The 19961-nt window shown below is 63.5% G+C and carries 16 protein-coding genes; 11 read left to right on the top strand and 5 right to left on the bottom strand.

All coding sequences use genetic code 11. The features are described from left to right. Positions 1–30: 30 nt before the first annotated feature. The 4 genes from OO258_RS00450 to gap form a co-directional block, all read right to left on the bottom strand. On the bottom strand, positions 31–2619 hold the full coding sequence (locus tag OO258_RS00450) for a TonB-dependent receptor (protein ID WP_266028414.1): 2589 nt from the start codon (positions 2617–2619) through the stop codon (positions 31–33). Between the two features lie 126 nt (positions 2620–2745). Continuing rightward, positions 2746–3708, bottom strand: a complete 963-nt coding sequence (locus tag OO258_RS00445; protein WP_266028412.1) for a FecR family protein — start codon at positions 3706–3708, stop codon at positions 2746–2748. Between the two features lie 90 nt (positions 3709–3798). Beyond that, a complete protein-coding gene (locus OO258_RS00440; protein WP_266028410.1) occupies positions 3799–4311 on the bottom strand; it encodes an RNA polymerase sigma factor in 513 nt (170 codons plus the stop codon). 192 nt (positions 4312–4503) lie between these two features. Further along, positions 4504–5505, bottom strand: coding sequence for a type I glyceraldehyde-3-phosphate dehydrogenase (gene gap, locus OO258_RS00435; RefSeq protein ID WP_110745740.1), 1002 nt, complete (start codon positions 5503–5505; stop codon positions 4504–4506). Positions 5506–5769: 264 nt separating this feature from the next. Here gap and edd point away from each other — a divergent pair, with 264 nt between their 5' ends. From edd to OO258_RS00380, 11 genes are all read left to right on the top strand, one after another. Continuing rightward, on the top strand, positions 5770–7596 hold the full coding sequence (edd, locus tag OO258_RS00430) for a phosphogluconate dehydratase (protein ID WP_266028409.1): 1827 nt from the start codon (positions 5770–5772) through the stop codon (positions 7594–7596). Then, complete coding sequence (locus OO258_RS00425) at positions 7593–8555, top strand: glucokinase (protein WP_110745738.1); 963 nt, start codon at positions 7593–7595, stop codon at positions 8553–8555. The genes edd and OO258_RS00425 overlap by 4 nt, the downstream gene beginning before the upstream one ends. 82 nt (positions 8556–8637) lie before the next feature. Continuing rightward, entirely contained in the window at positions 8638–9363 is a 726-nt protein-coding gene (gene gltR / locus OO258_RS00420) for a two-component system response regulator GltR (RefSeq protein WP_110745737.1), read from the top strand. Further along, positions 9344–10798, top strand: coding sequence for an ATP-binding protein (locus OO258_RS00415; RefSeq protein WP_110745736.1), 1455 nt, complete (start codon positions 9344–9346; stop codon positions 10796–10798). The genes gltR and OO258_RS00415 overlap by 20 nt, the downstream gene beginning before the upstream one ends. 127 nt (positions 10799–10925) lie before the next feature. After that, positions 10926–12179, top strand: coding sequence for an AGE family epimerase/isomerase (locus tag OO258_RS00410; RefSeq protein ID WP_266028407.1), 1254 nt, complete (start codon positions 10926–10928; stop codon positions 12177–12179). A gap of 107 nt (positions 12180–12286) precedes the next feature. Beyond that, positions 12287–13573 (top strand): ABC transporter substrate-binding protein, encoded by a 1287-nt coding sequence (locus tag OO258_RS00405; RefSeq protein WP_266028406.1) that lies wholly within the window; start codon positions 12287–12289, stop codon positions 13571–13573. A gap of 133 nt (positions 13574–13706) precedes the next feature. Then, positions 13707–14615 carry a carbohydrate ABC transporter permease gene (locus OO258_RS00400; protein ID WP_266028405.1) on the top strand — a complete coding sequence of 303 codons (909 nt, stop codon included), beginning with the start codon at positions 13707–13709 and terminating at the stop codon, positions 14613–14615. Continuing rightward, entirely contained in the window at positions 14608–15453 is an 846-nt protein-coding gene (locus tag OO258_RS00395) for a carbohydrate ABC transporter permease (protein ID WP_266028403.1), read from the top strand. Before OO258_RS00400 ends, OO258_RS00395 begins: the two co-directional genes overlap by 8 nt. A 3-nt stretch (positions 15454–15456) precedes the next feature. Then, positions 15457–16611 carry an ABC transporter ATP-binding protein gene (locus tag OO258_RS00390; protein WP_110745731.1) on the top strand — a complete coding sequence of 385 codons (1155 nt, stop codon included), beginning with the start codon at positions 15457–15459 and terminating at the stop codon, positions 16609–16611. A gap of 42 nt (positions 16612–16653) precedes the next feature. After that, positions 16654–17997, top strand: a complete 1344-nt coding sequence (locus tag OO258_RS00385) for a carbohydrate porin (RefSeq protein WP_266028401.1) — start codon at positions 16654–16656, stop codon at positions 17995–17997. 117 nt (positions 17998–18114) lie between these two features. Further along, positions 18115–18969, top strand: coding sequence for a D-hexose-6-phosphate mutarotase (locus OO258_RS00380; RefSeq protein WP_110745729.1), 855 nt, complete (start codon positions 18115–18117; stop codon positions 18967–18969). Here OO258_RS00380 and hexR read toward each other — a convergent pair. Beyond that, positions 18962–19825: a DNA-binding transcriptional regulator HexR gene (hexR, locus tag OO258_RS00375; protein WP_177410761.1), complete on the bottom strand. Its 864-nt coding sequence runs from the start codon at positions 19823–19825 to the stop codon at positions 18962–18964. The genes OO258_RS00380 and hexR overlap by 8 nt on opposite strands. Positions 19826–19961: the final 136 nt, after the last annotated feature.

The following is a 19961-nucleotide window of genomic DNA, read 5'->3' as shown; positions in this document are numbered from 1 at the left end:
AGGGAACACATCTATTGGTAGCAGCTGAGGTCAGATGTCCCACACCACATTGATACCGAAGTTGCGCCCCGGCATGCTGAGGCGGTCGATGTTGGCCGGCTGGGTCACAGCGGCTTCACCTTGGCCGTCGTAGCTGCGTACCGAGTCCCACTGCCAGTATTTCTTGTCGGTGAGGTTGTACAGGCCAGCGTTGATCGTCACGTCGTCGGTCACCTTGTAGTAACCGGTCAGGTCCAGCACGCCATAGCCTGGGGTGCGGAACTTGGTGGTCGATCCGTCTGGCGAGTAGAAGGTGCTGTCGTCAACGCGGGTCTTGCGCTTGACCAGCGTCCAGCTCAGCAGGCCGCCGTAATTCTGCTGCTCGTAACCCAGGCCGAATACGCCTTTCAGCGGGTTTACCGTGTTCAGTGGCTCGCCGGTGTCGTCGTTGCGGCCATAGGTGTATGCAATCGAGCCTTGGGTGTACAGGCCTTGAGGTGCACCGAAGTGGTCGAGGTTCAGGCGGCCTTTGACCTCGGCACCCTTGATGGTGGCGTGCTTGATGTTGTTGGCCTGGAAGGTCTGTTCCAGGTTGGCGCTTTGCACGGCGTCTTCGTCGATGAAGTCGCGGTACTTGTTGTAGAACACTGCCACATCGAAGTTGCCGGCGTCGAAGTTGCCGCGCAGGCCGGTTTCGTAGCTTTTGCTCTTTTCCGGTTCCAGGCCTGGGTTGCCTTCTACGCGGTAGCCTTCCTCGAGGTTGACGAATTTCCCGTACATGGACTTTGCAGTCGGGGTGCGGAAGCCTTCGGCGTACTGGCCATACCAGGTGTAGTTGTCGTTGAAGGCATAGGTCAGGCCGAACTTGGGCGAGACACGGTGCCACTTCTTGTCCGAGTCGTCCTGGGAGGTGGGCGCGGTGCCGCTGGATTCCAGGCCACGCAGGAATTCTTCGGTGAATTTCGGCTCCATGCGCGTGTAGTCGTAGCGGGCGCCGGGCATGAAGGTCCAGTTGTTCCAGCGGATTTCATCCTGCACGAACAAGCTGTAGGTGTTCACGGTCGGGTCCGGGAAATCGCTGACCAAGGCCTGGCCGTCTGCTGCGCGTTCTGCGCCGACGGCGGAGCAACCCGAGCCCACGGCCAGGCAGGTGCCGGTGCCGCTGCGCGAACCGGTGATCTTCTCATGCTTGATGGTGGTGCCGTAGGTCAGCAGGTGGTCAGTGGCGCCGATGCTGAAAGCCTTGTCCAGCTGGGCATCGAATACCCATTGGCGGTCCTTGTAGGTGGTGTCGCGGGTGCGCAGCACCTGCCGGCCAGGGGGCGCGTAGACTTCCTCGGTGTGCTGGTCGGTCTTGGCGATCTGGTAGTTCAGGCTCCACTTCACGTGGTCGGCGACCAGCGAATCCAGGCCGAATTCATGGTTGAGGCCAAAGCGCTCACGCGTAATGGTGTCGTTGCCACTGCGCGCCTTGTAGTAGCCCATGCCTCCAAAGCCGGAAATGTACGGCCCGCCTACTGCACTGAGGATGTTCTGGTCGCGGTCATCCTTGTAGCGCTCGTAGGTGAACCCCAAGCGCGCATCGTCTGCGTAGTTCCAGCCCAGCTTGGCCAGCACGTTGGTGGTGCGCACGTCCATCGGGTTGGCTTCGGTACGGGACAGGCCGCTACCACCCTGGCTGCCATGGGTCTCGGTTTCGTGGCCGTTGCGCTGGCTCAGGTGCAGCAGGCCGTCGAAATCACCTTGGCGGCCGGCGACGGTGGCCGAGGTCAGCCAGCTTTCGTCAGCCGAGCTGTAACCGGTCTTGAGGCGTGCGCCAACGTCCTTGCCTGGCTTGATGATGTCGTCCGGGTCGAGTGTGAAGTAGCTCACCGCGCCGCCGATGGCGTTGCTGCCGTACAGGACCGAGGCCGGCCCGCGGAGGATCTCCACACGCTTGACGATCTCCGGGTCCACATAGTTGCGCTGGGTTTGCGCGTAAGGGCCGTAGAAGAAGCTGTCAGGAATGGATACCCCGTCGACCTGAGTGAGGATCCGCTCGCCGTCGATACCGCGGATGTTGTAACCGTTCAGGCCGCTGCGCTGGCCGGTGCCGGCCACCGATACCCCCGGCTCGTAGCGCACCAGGTCCTGGATGTTGTTGACGTTCTGCCGGTCCAGTTGCTCACGGGTCTGCACGCTGACGGTGCTCGGCACCTGGCTCACGTCCTGGGCGCTGCGGGTGGCGCTGACGGTTACCTGTTGCAGGGCGATCACGTTGCTGCCGGTCTGGCGTTCGAGCACCACATTCCCGTTGCTGATTTTGCGAAAGCTCAAGCCGGTACCGTGCAGCAGGCGCTTGAGCGCAGCATCTGGCGACAGCGAACCTTGTACCCCTGGCGAGGCCACGCCGTCGGCCAGCTCGGCACTGAAGCCAACCTGCCAGCCAGTGACCTGGCTAAAGGCGTTGATCGCTGAAACCAGCGGCTGCTGGCCGATGTTGAAGCGGTAATCGCCCATGCGCGGGCTGCTGGCTTGGGCCGGCTCGGCGGCCAGGGCTGGCAGGCTGCACGCGCCGCTGGCAAGCAGGGCCAAGGTCAGGAGCGACAATTGCCCTGTACGGCGGGGAAGGGTGGACGAGCGGGTAGGACCTGTGGACATCGGAAGCGCTCCCAGACGCGCGGACTGTTATAGGTGATGTCTGTTCTCGTTTTCAAACAAGAATCAGTTGCATTGGCTATAACGAGACGGGCGGGGTAGCGCGACCGCGTAAAAATAATTTCCGGGTCAGTTCAGAATGACCAGTGCCGGGTACTCATGCAGTTGTGCCGAGGTGATGTGGGCCAGCGCGCGCAGGGTTTCCAGTGGCTGGTCGAGGCGGTAGTTGCCGGTGACGGCAACGTCCTCCAGCTGCGCATTGCGGTTGATGATCCAGCCTGGATAGTAGCGCCGCACCTCGGCCAGCACTTGGCTCAACGGGCAGTTTTCGAAAACCAGGCGGCCGTCGACCCACGCCAGGTCCTTGTGCATGTCGGGGCGCTGGCGCTGGCCAAAACCCTGCGGGCCTACGCTGATACTGTCGCCGGCACTCAGGCGAATGCGCTGGTCGCGCGCGCCCTGCAGGTCGACATCGCCGCGCTGCACCCGCAGCTGTGCCTCGCCGTCGAGGTAGCGCACGGCAAAGTCGGTGTCGCGTACTTGCGCGCGCAATGGTCCGGCCTCGACTTCCAGCGGCAACAGTGCGCCTTCGGGCACCTGGAAGTACGCCTCGCCTTGTAGCAGGCGGGCTACCTGGCGGCCGTCGCGGCGGTCACTGGCAAACGCCGAATTGGTGTTGAGCAGCACTTTTGCGCCGTCTTCCAACTGCACGCGCTGGCGTTCGCCGACCACGGTCAGGTGGTCGGCCTGCAGGCGTGTAGGCAGGTTGCCGACGGTAAACAGCCCGACCAGCAGCACGGCCGCCGTGGCCAAAGGTTTCCAGTGGCTGCGCAGGCGCCCGCGCCACGAGCGGCGCTGCTGGCGGTGCATCTGTGTGGCCACCTGGTGCAGCGAACTACCGTTCCACAGCGCTTCTGCCTCCACATAGGCCTCGGCATTTTCCGGTGCTGCGCTCAACCATGCCTCGAACGCCAGGGTGTCCTCGGCGTCGGCGCATTGCAGGCGCACCAGCCAGTCCAGCGCCTCGTCCATGGCACGCGCACGGGCACTGGGCCCGGCAGGTGACGGGCGAGGAGCAGGGCTGTCGGTCACGGTGAATCCTTGAGTGGTTTTTTGCGAATGATCAAGGCTAAGGCGGGGTGTGGCAAGGGCTTTGCGTTACCGCCCCGGCCGGCGGTCGGCTCACTTGAGGCGGTCGGCGACCCCCATGCAGATGGCCATGATCAGTTTCAACTCCTTTTGCACCGTGCTTGGCGAAACGTTCAGTTGTTCGGCGATTTCCAGGTAGGTGGCACCATGCAGGCGGCTGAGGATGAAGATGCGCTGCTGGCGCTCGCTCAACTGGTTGAGGCTGACGCTGAGGTGCTTGAGCAACTGTTCGGCATGGGCAGCATCCTCGCTGCTGCTGGTGGGTGCGGCGACGCTGTGCAGGACCTCATCGGGCACGTCGTCGACCAGCATCCGCGCCTGCACCCGGCGCGCGCGCAAGTGGTCGAGCGCCAGGTTGCGTGCGGTCTGGAACACGAATGGCTCGATATGCTCGATAGGCCGCTCGCCCAGGGCGCGAGACACGCGCAGATAGGTTTCCTGCAACAGGTCCTCGGCCGTGCTGGGGTTGCCGACCATGCGCTGCAATGTGCGCAACAGGGTAAGGCGCTGGACAAGGAAGACGGAGTGGAACCGGGACTGACTCACGGGGGGACCTGGCCGACGAAAGGTTAATGATAATGCTTATCATCTATGCCGAAGGTCAAGTGTGGAAATGTTAGGAAAAGGTAAAGATTGTGAGCCTGCAGGCGCTTGGCGGAGGATTTTCTGTGTATCTTGAAATCGAGCGCCGCCCGGGCGGCGCTCGATTTCACAGCTGCCGAAAATGCCTTGTGATGCTCAACCTGCCCTGCACAACGCCAGGCAGTTATCCAGCATCCGGTTGCTGAACCCCCACTCGTTGTCATACCAGGCCAGCACCTTGAGCATGCGCCCATTGGCCCGGGTATGGTTGGCATCGAAGATCGACGACAGCGGGTTGTGGTTGAAGTCGCAGGAAACCAATGGCAAAGCGTTGTAGCCCAATACCCTGGAATGCTTGCTCGCTTCGAGGAACAACTGGTTCACCTGCTCGGCCGTGGCCTCGCGCTTGAGGTTGACGGTGAGGTCCACCAGCGACACGTTGATCACCGGCACCCGCACCGCCATGCCCGTCAGCTTGCCGGCCAGCTCCGGCAGCACCAGGCCTACAGCCTCGGCAGCGCCGGTCTTGCTCGGGATCATCGACTGGGTCGCCGAGCGAGCCCGGTACGGGTCACTGTGGTACACGTCGGTCAGCACCTGGTCGTTGGTGTAGGCATGGATGGTGGTCATCAACCCCTGCTCGATACCGAACTCGCGGTGCAGCACCTGGGCGATCGGTGCAAGGCAGTTAGTCGTGCAGGAAGCGTTGGAAATGACCTGGTGAGAGGCACGCAGAATGTCATGGTTGACCCCGTACACCACGGTGGCATCAACACCTTTGCCCGGCGCCGAGACAATCACCTTGCCCGCGCCGGCAGCCAGGTGGGCAGCGGCCTTGGCGCGCTCGGTGAACAGCCCGGTGCATTCGAACACCACGTCGATCGATTCGGCCTTCCACGGCAGTTCGGCCGGGTTGCGAATGGCGCTGACCGCGATACGGTCACCGTTGACCGTCAGGCTTTCGTGGTCGGCCTCGACCGTGGCGTCGAAGGTGCCGTGTACGCTGTCGTACTTGAGCAGGTGGGCATTCATGGCGCTGTCGCCCAGGTCGTTGATGGCGACGACCTGCAGGTCTTGGCGGTAGCCTTGGGTATACAGTGCGCGCAGGACGTTGCGCCCGATGCGGCCGAATCCATTTATGGCGATGCGTAGGGTCATGGCAGTACCTCTGGCAGTCCGAGTGAAACCTGTGGCACAAAGGAGCTTCACTGAAACGGTTTTGTTGTTGGAATTACAAGATTATTCACTGGCTGATAGAAAACAAGCCTTTTTAGTGGCAGTATTTTGTTTAAACATACAACGAGTGGTTGGGCGATGTGCCTCCGCCGATGCAGCGGGCTCCTTACCTTGAGCCTAGGCCGCAATCGTTTGGAGGGGAAATGCCCGGTAAACCGCCCTTACAATTAGCCTGGAGTCCAGTACATGCATCCGCGCATCCTTGAGGTCACCCAACGGCTGGTCGAACGCAGCCGTGCCACCCGCGAACGCTACCTGCAGCTGATTCGCGGCGCGGCCAGTGACGGCCCCATGCGTGCCAGCCTGCAGTGCGCCAACTTCGCCCATGGCGTGGCCGGTTGCGGCAGCGACGACAAGCAGACCTTGCGCCTGATGAACGCTGCCAACGTGGCCATCGTCTCGGCCTACAACGACATGCTGTCGGCCCACCAGCCGTACCTGCACTTCCCCGAGCAGATCAAGCAGGCCCTGCGCGAGGTCGGCTCGGTCGGCCAGTTCGCCGGTGGCGTGCCGGCCATGTGCGACGGCGTGACCCAGGGCGAGCCGGGCATGGAGCTGGCCATTGCCAGCCGTGAAGTGATCGCCATGTCCACCGCGGTTGCGCTGTCGCACAACATGTTCGACGCCGCGCTGATGCTGGGCATCTGCGACAAGATCGTCCCGGGCCTGATGATGGGCGCGCTGCGCTTCGGCCACCTGCCGACCATCTTCGTCCCGGGCGGGCCGATGGTTTCGGGCATCTCCAACAAGCAGAAGGCCGACGTGCGCCAGCGCTATGCCGAAGGCAAGGCCAGCCGCGAAGAGCTGCTGGAGTCGGAGATGAAGTCCTACCACAGCCCTGGCACCTGCACCTTCTACGGCACCGCCAACACCAACCAGCTGGTGATGGAAGTCATGGGCCTGCACTTGCCGGGCGCTTCGTTCGTCAACCCATACACCCCGCTGCGCGACGCGCTCACCGCCGAGGCCGCGCAACAGGTCACGCGCATGACCAAAGCCAGCGGCAACTTCATGCCGCTGGGCGAAATCGTCGACGAGAAAGCGCTGGTCAACTCCATCGTTGCCCTGCACGCCACCGGTGGTTCGACCAACCATACCCTGCACATCCCGGCGATTGCCCAGGCGGCGGGTATCCAGCTGACCTGGCAGGACATGGCCGACCTGTCCGAAGTGGTGCCGACCCTGTCGCACGTCTACCCCAATGGCAAGGCTGACATCAACCACTTCCAGGCCGCTGGCGGCATGGCCTTCCTGATCCGTGAACTGCTCGATGCCGGGCTGCTGCACGAAGACGTCAACACCGTGGCCGGCCACGGCCTGCGTCGCTACACCCAGGAGCCCTTCCTGGACAACGGCAAGCTGGTGTGGCGCGAAGGCCCGCAGCACAGCCTGGACGAAAGCATCCTGCGCCCGGTGGCGCGGCCATTCTCGGCCGAAGGCGGCCTGCGGGTGATGGAGGGTAACCTCGGCCGTGGCGTGATGAAGGTGTCGGCTGTCGCCGCCGAGCACCAGGTGGTCGAGGCCCCGGCGCGGGTATTCCACGACCAGCAGTCGCTGGCCGATGCGTTCAAGGCCGGCGAGCTGGAGTGTGACTTCGTTGCCGTGGTGCGCTTCCAGGGGCCGCGCTGCAACGGCATGCCTGAGCTGCACAAGCTCACGCCGTTCCTGGGGGTACTGCAGGACCGTGGCTTCAAAGTAGCGCTGGTAACCGACGGGCGCATGTCCGGCGCCTCGGGCAAGATCCCTGCCGCCATCCACGTTTGCCCGGAGGCGTATGACGGCGGCCCGCTGGCACGGGTACGCGATGGTGATATCGTGCGGGTCGATGGTGTCGAAGGCACGTTGCGGGTGATGGTGTCGGCCGAAGAACTGGCCAGCCGCGACCTGCCGCCCGCGCCCCTGGGCAATGACCTGGGCTGCGGCCGTGAGCTGTTCGGCTTCATGCGCATGGCGTTCAGCCCGGCAGAGCAGGGCGCCAGTGCCTTTACTTCGGCCTTGGAGAACCTTAAATGAAGGACCTGCTGGTTGGCGACATCGGCGGCACCAATGCCCGTTTTGCGTTGTGGCGTGACAACCAGCTGCATGAGGTAAAAGTCTTCGCTACTGCGGACTACACCAGCCCGGAGCAGGCCATCGAGGCGTACCTGCAAGGCCAGGGCATCGCCCGTGGTGGCCTGGCGGCGGTGTGCCTGGCAGTGGCCGGGCCGGTCGATGGCGATGAATTCCGCTTCACCAACAACCACTGGCGCCTGAGCCGCAGCGCATTCTGCAAGACCTTGCAGGTCGAGCGGCTGTTGCTGATCAACGATTTCACCGCCATGGCGCTGGGCATGACCCGCCTGCGTGACGGTGAATTCCGCGAGGTGTGCCCTGGGCAAGCCGACCCGTTGCGGCCGGCGCTGGTGATCGGGCCGGGCACCGGCCTGGGTGTGGGCTCGCTGCTGCGCCTGGGCGACAAGCGCTGGCAGGCCTTGCCCGGGGAGGGCGGGCATGTCGACTTGCCGGTGGGCAATGCCCGCGAAGCGGCGATCTACCAGCAGATCCACGGGCAAATTGGCCATGTCAGTGCCGAGACCGTGCTCAGTGGCGGCGGCCTGGTGCGGTTGTACCAGGCACTCTGCGCGCTGGACGGCGACACACCCCGGCACACTTCCCCGGCGCAGATTACCGATGCCGCGCTGGGCGGCGAGCCACGGGCGCTGGCGGTGATCGAGCAGTTCTGCCGGTTCCTTGGGAGAGTGGCCGGTAACAATGTGCTGACCCTGGGCGCGCGAGGCGGGGTCTATATTGTCGGCGGGGTAATCCCGCGGTTTGCCGAGCTGTTCCTGCGCAGCGGGTTTGCCGCGAGCTTTGCCGACAAGGGCTGCATGAGTGGTTATTTTGCCGGGGTGCCGGTGTGGCTGGTCACGGCGGAGTTTTCCGGGTTGCTAGGGGCTGGGGTGGCCCTGCAACAGGCGCTGGATCACGAGTAAGTGAAATGGGGGCGCTGTGCGCTCCATCGCGGCCCCGATAGCAGGCAACAAAGACCTGCATTCAACAAGAGGAAGGACCACCTTGAGCACTGCCGGCAAATCGATCCTGATGGTCGACGACGACCAGGAAATACGCGAACTGCTGCAAACCTACTTGAGTCGCGCCGGCTTCCAGGTGCATGCCGAAGCCGACGGAGCAGGCTTTCGCCGCGCCCTGCAAAGCACCCCCTGCGACTTGGTCATCCTCGATGTCATGCTGCCGGACGAAGACGGCTTCAGCCTGTGCCGCTGGGTGCGCCAACACCCACGCCAGGCCCGCGTGCCGATCATCATGCTCACCGCCAGTTCCGACGAAGCCGACCGGGTCATTGGCCTGGAACTGGGCGCAGACGACTACCTGGGCAAACCGTTCAGCCCGCGCGAACTGCAGGCGCGAATCAAGGCTTTGTTGCGCCGCGCCGAGTTTGGCCAGGCGGCGCCGGGCAGCGCCGTCCTGGCCTTCGACGACTGGCGCCTGGACACGGTCAGCCACCGCCTGTTCCACCGTGATGGCGAGGAGGTGATCCTCTCCGGTGCCGACTTTGCCCTGCTTAAACTGTTCCTCGATCACCCGCAGCAAATCCTCGACCGCGACACCATCGGCAACGCCACCCGTGGTCGCGAGCCGATGCCCCTGGACCGCATCGTCGACATGGCTGTGAGCCGTCTGCGCCAGCGCCTGCGCGATACCGACAAACCTCCCCGGCTGATCCGCACCGTGCGCGGCAGTGGCTACCTGCTGGCGGCGCATGTCTGCTGTGCGCCCTGAGCGGCGCTGGCGCCTGCTGCCGCGCTCCTTGCTGGGGCGCATGCTGCTGCTGACCTTGCTGGTTGTTCTGCTGGCCCAAGGGTTGTCCAGCATTATCTGGGTTTCCCAGTTGCGCGCCAGCCAGCTTCAGGGGCTGCGTGCCAGCGCCAGCAGCCTGGCCCATTCCATGAGTGCCAGCGTCAGTTACTTCCGCTCGTTGCCGGTGGCCTACCGGCCGCTGGTGCTCGACCAATTGCGCAGCATGGGCGGCACGCGTTTCTTCGTGTCGCTCAACGCCACGCCGCTGGACATGCAGGCCCTGCCCGTCACCCCTCGCAAGCAGGCGGTGATCGATGTGTTCCAGCAGGTGCTGCATGAGCGTCTGGGTTCGCAGATGGAAATTTCCGTGGAGTTTGTCGGGCCTGACGACCTGCGCATCTTCAACAGCGGCCTCAAACTCGACGAACTGCCGCGCTCATGGGCGCATTACTCGCTGACCCTGGAACCGCTGAAACCCCCGGTACTGGTCACGCAGATCCGCTTGGGCGAGGGCGAATGGTTGTACATCGCCTCGCTGTTGCCCGAACCGTACACGGGGCTGGAAGCCGAACGCCTGCCCCGCCAGCAGATCGGCTTCATCGTGCTGACCACGGCCATGCTGTTGCTGTTCATCGGCTTGCTGGTGCATTGGCAAAGCTGGCCCCTGAAGCGCCTGGCGCGGGCCGCCCGAGAGATGTCGCTGGGTGCCGATGTGGCGCCGGTGGCTGAAGCTGGCGGCAGTGAAGTGGTCGAGGTGAGCCGGGCATTCAACAGCATGCGCGAGCGTATCAGCCGTTACCTGACCGAACGCAGCCAGCTGTTCAGCGCCATCTCCCATGACCTGCGCACGCCGATCACCCGCCTGCGCCTGCGCGTTGAGCTGCTGGAAGACGAGCGATTGCAGGCCAAGTTCAGCCAGGACCTCGACGAGCTGGAGCTGCTGGTCAAAGGCGCGCTGCAGTGCGTGAAAGACACTGACATTCACGAGAACATCGAGTCGGTCGACCTCAACCAGGTGCTGGAAATTCTGGCCGAGCCTTACCTCAGAGATGGTCGCATCACCCTCGACGGCCGTGCGCAGGCGCCATATCCCGGCAAGCCGCTGGCGCTGCGTCGTTGCATCGGCAACCTGATCGATAACGCCATCAAATACGGCGAGCGGGCGCGGCTGCGCATCATCGACGGTACAGAGGGCTTTGTGTTGCAAGTGGACGACCAGGGGCCGGGGGTGCCGCAGCAACAGTTGGAGCAGGTGTTCGAGCCGCATTTCCGTCTGGCCGGGCAGCAGCAGGGCTATGGGCTGGGGTTGGGAATTGCACGGAACATCGCCCACAGCCATGGGGGCGAGGTGAGCTTGCTGAACCTGCGTGAGGGCGGGTTGCGGGTGACTCTGTATTTGCCGCGTGGCGTGGACTGAGTCTTGCGTTGGTAGCACTGGGCACACCAATGTCACCGCCCGGTGACAATTCCATTTTCCTTCGTGACATCCCGCGCACGCCCGCTGGCTAGAATTCGCAAAAGCCTGGCAAGGATCAAGCTGGCCCATGAACACCCTCAACCTGCCGCCCACCAGCTGGCTCAACGCCCCGGCCCATAACGCCTGGCGCCTGGCCGAAGCACAGCGCCTGCTGGCATTCGCCAAAGCTGCGAAACTGCCTGACGGGTTTGGCAACCTGGATGCCAAAGGCCAGCTCGCTCCCGGGGCCTGCGCCGAAACCATGAATACCGCGCGAATGACCCACTGCTTCGCCCTGGCCCATCTGCAGGGCATTCCCGGCAGCCTGGCCTACGCCGAACACGGTGTGGCCGCCCTGCGTGGGGCCATGCAGGACGCCAGCTACGGTGGCTGGTTCGCCCGCCCCGGCGGCCAGGAAGACAGTGGCAAGGCCGCCTACCTGCATGCCTTCGTCGCCCTCGCCGCCAGCTCTGCAGTGGTGGCCGGTGTAGCCGATGCCAACCTGTTGCTGGCCGATGCAGCCGAGGTGATCGAAACGCACTTCTGGAGCGAAGCCAAGGGTGCCCTTCGAGAGACCTTCTCGCGCGCATGGCAGCTGCCTGAACCGTACCGTGGCGCCAACAGCAACATGCACGCGACCGAGGCATTCCTGGCCCTGGCGGATGTCACCGGCAACAGCCTTTGGCTGCAACGCGCCTTGCGCATTGCTGAGCGCATTATCCATACCCATGCCGCCGCCAACGGTTATCGGGTCATCGAACATTTCGACGCCCATTGGCAGCCGCTGCCGGATTACAACCGCGAGCACCCCGCCGACCACTTCCGGCCCTATGGCACTACGCCCGGGCATGCCATGGAATGGGCGCGGCTACTGTTGCACCTGGAGGCCAGCCTGCAACGGGCCGGGCTGCTCGCCCCGCAGTGGCTTCCAGACAGTGCCTGCAGATTGTTCGATGCCGCCTGTCAGCAGGCCTGGAATGTCGATGGCGCTGCAGGTTTCGTCTACACCCTGGACTGGGCCAATCGCCCGGTGGTGCATGCACGCCTGCACTGGGTGCACGCCGAAGCTTGCGCCGCAGCAGCGGCCTTGTTGCAGCGCACCGGCGAAGCACAGTACGAGCAGTGGTACCGCAACTGCTGGGGCTTTATCGCCAACCATTTCATCGACCCTGTCGTGGGCAGCTGGCACCACGAACTCGATGCCCGCAACCTGCCGGCGGGAAGCATCTGGCCGGGCAAGCCCGACCTCTACCACGCCTACCAGGCACTGCTGCTGCCAGGCTTGCCGCTGGCACCCAGCCTGGCCAGTAATCTGGCCAGCTCCCGCTATGTAACCAGATGATGACATTCACGCATCGCTTCGTTACCTGACGGGGCGGGCACGCTGTTTAGACTCCATGCTACGCAAGCGTTCGACTTGCACGGCATAACAACAAGAAAGGTGCTCCGATGAATTCCACGCTCCGTCTCGCTGCCGCAATCTCTCTGGCCTCTTTACTGCCTTTGGGGGCTTCAGCCGCCGAGTCCAAAGGCAGTGTCGAGGTCGTGCACTGGTGGACCTCTGGTGGTGAAAAGGCAGCGGTCGATGTGCTCAAGGCGCAGGTCGAGAAAGACGGCTTCACCTGGAAGGACGGCGCCGTTGCCGGTGGTGGTGGTGCCACGGCCATGACCGTGCTGAAGAGCCGCGCTGTCGCAGGCAACCCGCCCGGTGTCGCGCAGATCAAAGGCCCCGACATCCAGGACTGGGCAGCCACCGGTTTGCTCGACGCCGATGTGCTCAAGGATGTGGCCAAGGACGAAAAGTGGGACTCGCTGCTCGACAAGAAAGTAGCCGACACCGTGAAGTACGACGGTGACTATGTTGCCGTACCGGTGAACATCCACCGCATCAACTGGCTGTGGATCAACCCCGAGGTGTTCAAGAAAGCCGGCATCGACAAGGCGCCCACCACCCTCGACGAATTCTACGCCGCCGCAGACAAGCTCAAGGCGGCTGGCTTCATCCCGCTGGCTCATGGTGGCCAGCCGTGGCAGGACAGCACCGTGTTTGAAAGCGTGGTGCTGGCGGTGATGGGCGCCGACGGCTACAAGAAGGCCATGGTCGACCTCGACAGCGCAACGCTGACCGGTCCGCAGATGGTCAAGGCGCTGACCGAGCTGAAGAAGGTCGCCACCTACATGGACCCGGACGGCAAGGGCCAGGACTGGAACCTGGAAGCGGCCAAGGTCATCAACGGCAAGGCCGGCATGCAGATCATGGGTGACTGGGCCAAGAGCGAATGGACCCTGGCGAAGAAAACCGCCGGCAAGGACTACCAATGCGTACCGTTCCCCGGTACCGACAAGGCCTTCCTGTACAACATCGACTCCCTGGTGGTGTTCAAGCAGAACAACGCCGGCACCTCTGCCGGGCAGCAGGACATCGCGCGCAAAGTGCTGGGGGAGGACTTCCAGAAGGTCTTCAGCATCAACAAAGGGTCGATCCCGGTGCGTAACGACATGCTCGCCGACATGGGCAAGCACGGTTTCGATGCCTGCGCGCAAACCTCCGCCAAGGACTTCCTTGCCGATGCCAAGACCGGCGGCCTGCAGCCGAGCATGGCGCACAACATGGCCACCACCCTGGCTGTGCAAGGTGCGTTCTTCGATGTGGTAACCAACTACATCAACGACCCCAAGGCCGACCCGGCCGATGCTGCGAAAAAGCTGGCGGCGGCGATCAAGGCTGCCCAGTAACGGCTGTTCGCGGGCAAGCCCGCTCCCACATGGGCCCTGCTCACCACAGTTCCTGGTCATGACGCCGGACCTGTGAGAGCGGGCTTGCCCGCGAAGCGGTGCGTAGCACCGCCACTACCTCGGGATCCGAGACATGACTACGACCACCGCCCAACTGCGGGCCTCACCCCTGGACGCGCTACAGCGCTGGCTACCCAAGCTGGTGCTGGCCCCGAGCATGTTCATCGTGCTGGTGGGCTTCTACGGCTACATCCTCTGGACCTTTGTGCTGTCCTTCACCACCTCGACCTTCCTGCCCACCTACAAATGGGCCGGCCTGGCGCAATACGCCCGGTTGTTCGATAACGATCGCTGGTGGGTCGCCAGCAAGAACCTGATGGTGTTCGGCGGCCTGTTCATCGCCATCAGCCTGGCCATCGGCGTGCTGCTGGCGGTGTTGCTCGACCAGCGCATCCGTCGCGAGGGCTTCATCCGCACCATCTACCTGTACCCCATGGCACTGTCGATGATCGTCACCGGCACGGCCTGGAAGTGGCTGCTCAACCCCGGCATGGGCCTGGACAAGCTGCTGCGCGACTGGGGGTGGGAGGGTTTTCGCCTGGACTGGCTGATCGACCCTGACCGGGTCGTGTACTGCCTGGTGATCGCCGCCGTGTGGCAAGCCTCGGGCTTTATCATGGCGATGTTCCTCGCCGGCCTGCGCGGCGTTGACCAGTCGATCATCCGCGCCGCACAGATCGATGGTGCCAGCCTGCCGCGCATCTACTGGACCGTAGTGCTGCCCAGCCTGCGCCCGGTGTTCTTCAGCGCGCTGATGATCCTTTCGCACATTGCCATCAAGAGCTTCGACCTGGTCGCGGCGATGACCGCTGGCGGCCCGGGCTACTCGTCTGACCTGCCGGCCATGTTCATGTACTCGTTCACCTTCAGCCGCGGCCAGATGGGCATGGGTTCGGCCAGTGCCATCCTCATGCTCGGGGCGATCCTGGCGATCCTCGTGCCTTACCTGTACTCGGAGCTGCGGAGCAAACGCCATGCATAGCCCTGTCGACAAACCGGCTCTCAGCCCCAGCCGTATCGCCATCCATGCCATATTGCTGATCGCCGTACTGGTGTACCTGGTGCCGTTGGTGGTGATGCTGCTGACCAGCTTCAAGACCCCGGAAGACATCAGCAGCGGCAACCTGCTGAGCTGGCCCGCAGTGATCACCGGCATTGGCTGGGTCAAGGCCTGGAGCACGGTCAGCGGCTACTTCTGGAACTCGATCATGATCACCGTGCCAGCGGTGCTGATCTCCACCGCCATCGGCGCGCTGAACGGCTATGTGCTTTCGATGTGGCGCTTCCGTGGCTCACAGCTGTTCTTCGGCTTGCTGCTGTTCGGCTGCTTCCTGCCGTTCCAGACCGTACTGCTGCCGGCCTCGTTTACCCTGGGCAAACTCGGCCTGGCCAGTACCACCAGCGGCCTGGTGCTGGTGCACGTAGTCTATGGGCTGGCCTTCACCACGCTGTTTTTCCGCAACTTCTACGTGAGCATCCCGGATGCGCTGGTCAAGGCTGCACGCCTGGATGGTGCCGGGTTCTTCACCATCTTCCGCTGCATCATCCTGCCGATGTCCACACCCATCATCATGGTCTGCCTGATCTGGCAGTTCACCCAGATCTGGAACGACTTCCTGTTCGGCGTGGTGTTCTCCAGCGGCGACTCACAACCGATCACCGTGGCCCTGAACAACCTGGTCAACACCAGCACCGGGGCCAAGGAATACAACGTCGACATGGCGGCGGCGATGATCGCCGGCCTGCCAACCCTGCTGGTCTACGTGGTGGCAGGTAAATATTTTGTGCGCGGGCTGACGGCCGGCGCGGTCAAGGGGTAAGTCATGGCAACGCTCGAACTGCGCAATGTGAACAAGACCTACGGCAGCGGCCTGCCAGACACCCTCAAGGACATCCAGCTGTCGATCAGGGACGGGGAGTTCCTCATCCTGGTCGGCCCATCGGGGTGCGGCAAGTCGACCTTGATGAACTGCATTGCCGGCCTGGAACAGATTACTGGCGGGGCCATCCTGATCGACGAACAGGATGTCAGCGGCATGAGCCCCAAGGACCGTGACATCGCCATGGTGTTCCAGTCCTACGCGCTGTACCCGACCATGAGCGTGCGCGAGAACATCGAGTTTGGCCTGAAGATCCGCAAGCTGCCCCAGGCCGCCATCGACGAAGAGGTGGCGCGGGTGGCCAAGCTGCTGCAGATCGAGCACCTGCTGGCGCGCAAGCCGGCGCAGTTGTCCGGTGGCCAGCAACAGCGCGTGGCCATGGGCCGGGCACTGGCGCGGCGGCCGAAGATCTACCTGTTCGACGAGCCGTTGTCCAACCTCGACGCCAAGCTGCGGGTCGAGATGCGCACCGAAATGAAACTGATGCACCAGCGCCTGAAGACTACCACCGTGTACGTCACCCACGACCAGATCGAGGCGATGACCCTGGGTGACAAGGTGGCTGTCATGAAAGACGGCATCATTCAGCAGTTTGGTACCCCGCAGCAGATCTACAACGATCCGGCCAACCAGTTTGTCGCCAGCTTCATTGGTTCGCCGCCGATGAACTTCATTCCGGTACGCCTCAAGCAACAGGATGGCCGCTTGCTGGCACTGCTCGACAGTGGGCAGGCGCGCTGCGAGCTGCCCTTGGGGCTGGCCAGCGATGAGCTGGATGGCCGCGAGATCACGCTTGGCATCCGCCCTGAGCAGATTGCCCTGGGCGCCCCCGAGGGCAACGGCTTGCCGGGCATTCGCGCCGAAGTCCAGGTCACCGAGCCCACCGGGCCGGACCTGCTGGTGTTCGTCACCCTCAACCAGACCAAGGTGTGCTGCCGCTTGGCGCCGGATGTTGCCTGCCAAGTCGGTGACAGCCTCAACCTGCAACTGGACCCGGCTCGGGTGCTGCTGTTCGACGCAAACAGCGGCGAGCGGCTGCACCTGGCCAGCACTGCCGCAACCGCAAAGGACAACGTGGCTCATTTCAAAGGCCGCTAACTCGTCTACACCATCAAATAAGAAAAAAGAGGACGTAAAGGGATGGAACAACGCAAACGCATCAGGACATTGGGTTCGCTGGCCTTGCTTGCCATCGTTGGCAGCAGCGGCGCGCAGGCTGCCGAGGCATTCTCCAGCGAGTCGAAATGGATGACCGGCGATTGGGGCGGCACCCGCACCGAGCTGCTGGACAAGGGCTACGACTTCACCCTTGACTACGTTGGTGAGGTGGCCGGCAACCTGCACGGCGGCTACAACGACGACAAGACTGCCCGCTACAGTGACCAGTTCGCGCTTGGCGCCCACCTGGACCTGCAGAAGATCTTTGGCTGGCACGATGCCGAGTTCAAGCTGGCAATCACCGAGCGCAGTGGGCGCAACCTGTCCAATGACCGTATCAGTGACCCGCGTGCCGGGCAGTTCAGCTCGGTTCAGGAAGTGTGGGGCCGCGGCCAGACCTGGCGCCTGACCCAGATGTGGATCAAGCAGAAGTACTTCGACGGCGCGCTGGACGTGAAATTCGGCCGTTTTGGCGAAGGCGAAGACTTCAATAGCTTCCCTTGCGACTTCCAGAACCTGGCCTTCTGCGGCTCGCAGGTGGGCAACTGGGTGGGCGGTATCTGGTACAACTGGCCCGTCAGCCAGTGGGCGCTGCGGGTGAAGTACAACATTACCCCGGAATTCTTCGTCCAGGTTGGCGCCTTCGAGCAGAACCCGTCCAACCTGGAAACCGGCAACGGCTTCAAGCTCAGCGGCAGTGGCACCAAGGGCGCCATCCTGCCGGTAGAAGCGGTGTGGTCACCCAAGGTCAACGGCCTGCCGGGCGAGTACCGCTTGGGCTACTACTACAGCACGGCCAAGGCCGATGATGTGTTCGACGACGTCAACGGCAACCCGCAGGCGCTGACCGGCGAAGCCTTCAAGTCGCACTCCAGCAAGCACGGCTGGTGGGTGGTGGCGCAGCAGCAGGTCACTGCCCACGGCGGCGACGTCAACCGGGGCCTCAGCCTGTTCGCCAACTTCACCGTGCACGACAAGGCCACCAACGTGGTCGACAACTACCAGCAGGTGGGGTTGGTCTACAAAGGGGCCTTCGACGCCCGGCCCAAGGACGACATTGGCTTCGGCGTGGCGCGTATTCATGTGAATGACGACGTGAAGAAACGTGCCGAGCTGCTCAATGCCCAGAGCGGCATCGATGACTATGACAACCCAGGCTTCGTGCCACTGCAGCGCACCGAGTACAACGCCGAGCTCTACTACGGGTTTCATGTCACCAACTGGCTGACCGTACGGCCCAACCTGCAGTACATCAAGAGCCCTGGGGGCGTGGACCAGGTGGACAACGCGCTGGTCGCGGGATTGAAGATTCAGTCGTCATTCTGAGGGCATTTGTTGTAAATTTACGCCAATCCATTTTCGGTTCCCGGCACCCACTGGCCTGCAGTGGTTGTCGGGGATAGGCCGAGACAGCGCTATCTCAAACAACAAGAGCTCTGAACCATGCCCGAACATCCGCTCCATCGCTTCTTTTCCTCGCAGCGGCCGCGGCCGACATTCGAGTGGGAGCGTTACCAGCAGCGCGATGTGCTGATCATCGATCACCCTCGTTGTCAGGCGGTATTCAGCCGCCAGGGCGCGCAGTTGCTGCACTTTCAACCGGCCGGGGAGCGGCCCTGGCTGTGGTGTGCCGAGCAGTGGCCACAAGTGGGCGCGATCCGTGGGGGTGTGCCGGTGTGCTGGCCGTGGTATGGCCGCCATCCTAGCGAAGACCTTTGGCCGGCTCATGGCTGGGCGCGGCTACTGGACTGGAAGCTGGTGGACAGCCGCGAGGACGAAGAGGGGGTGACCCTGAAGTGGCGGCTGGACCTGTGCGACTGGCAAGTCGACCTGCATGCCCGGCTGGGCAGTCGCATGGAGCTGAGCCTGAGCACCGAGCACCAGGACAGCGAACCCTGCCAGCTGAGCCATGCGCTGCTGGCCTACTGGCGTATCAGTGACGTGTCCGAGATAGCGCTATCCGGGCTTGAGGATATCGAAGGTTACGACCGCATCAGCCGCCAGGCCTGCCGTGAAGACGGTGCGCTGAAGCTCAAGGGTGGCTGCCAGAAGGTCTACCCGGGTACGCCCCGGGTGCAGCTGCAGGACCCGGCCTGGCAGCGCGAGCTGTGCATCGATACCGGTGACAGCGACGACACGGTGGTCTGGCACCCCGGCAACCGCCCGTTGATGGGCGTGACCGGGCGTGAATCGCAACGCTTTGTCTGCGTCGAGGCTGCCAGCGGCAGTGGCGAGGGGCTGAGCCTGGCACCGGGGCAGCGTGCACACCTGCGCTTGCAGGCGCACCGGCTCAGTTGAGTTCGTCGTCCTCGATCGGGTAGCGGCTGGCGTTGAGGCTTTCCTTGATCTTGCGCAGGTGCGGCTGGAAGTCCACGCCCCGGCGCAGGGTCATGCCGGTGGCCAGTACATCAAGCACGGTCAACTGGATGATCCGGGAGGTCATTGGCATGTAGATGTCGGTGTCTTCCGGCAGGGGAATGTGCAGGCTCAGGCTGCAGGCGTTGGCCAGCGGGGACCCGGCGGCGGTCAGGCCCAGCACCGAGGCACCGTTTTCGCGGGCCAGGCGCGCCACCTCGACCAGTTCGCGTGTGCGCCCGGTGTAGGAAATGATCACGAACAGGTCACCGGTGTGGGCCACCGAGGCCAGCATGCGTTGCATCAGCACGTCGGCATGGGCCGATACCGCCAGGTTGAAGCGGAAGAACTTGTGCTGCGCGTCGAGGGCCACCGGGGCTGAGGCGCCGAGGCCGAAGAAGTGGATCTGCCGGGCCTGGATCATCATGTCCACGGCACGGCTGACCTGCGCCGGGTCGAGTTGCTGGCAGGCCCCGTCGAGCGAGGCGATGGCGCTGGCGAAGATCTTCTGGGTGTAGGCCGCCGGGTCGTCGTCGGCCTCGACCGCACGGCTGACATAGGCGGCGCCACTGGCCAGGCTCTGCGCCAGTTGCAGCTTGAGTTCCGGGTAGCCGCTGACGCCGAACGAGCGGCAGAAACGGTTGACGGTCGGCTCGCTGACCTTGGCCGCCTGGGCCAGGGCGGCGATGCTGAAACGGGTGGCTTGTTGTGGGTTGAGCAGGATGACTTCGGCGACTTTGCGTTCGGCCTTGTTCAGCTCGTCGAGGCGTCCCTGGATCTGTTCCAGGAGGTTTCGCACGCGGTCCATGGGTGTGTCCTTGGGTCGGGAAGACAGCCGGCTGTGGGAGCAGCAGGCTTTTTGCACGGTCGTCTATCGTACTGTCGGTGCGGTTGACGTACCACTTGTCTGTAACACTTGTGTGTAATGTTGTGGT

This window comes from Pseudomonas sp. DCB_BI (genome assembly GCF_026240995.1).
Taxonomy (GTDB): domain Bacteria; phylum Pseudomonadota; class Gammaproteobacteria; order Pseudomonadales; family Pseudomonadaceae; genus Aquipseudomonas.
This window is presented reverse-complemented; position numbering and strand designations above follow the sequence as displayed.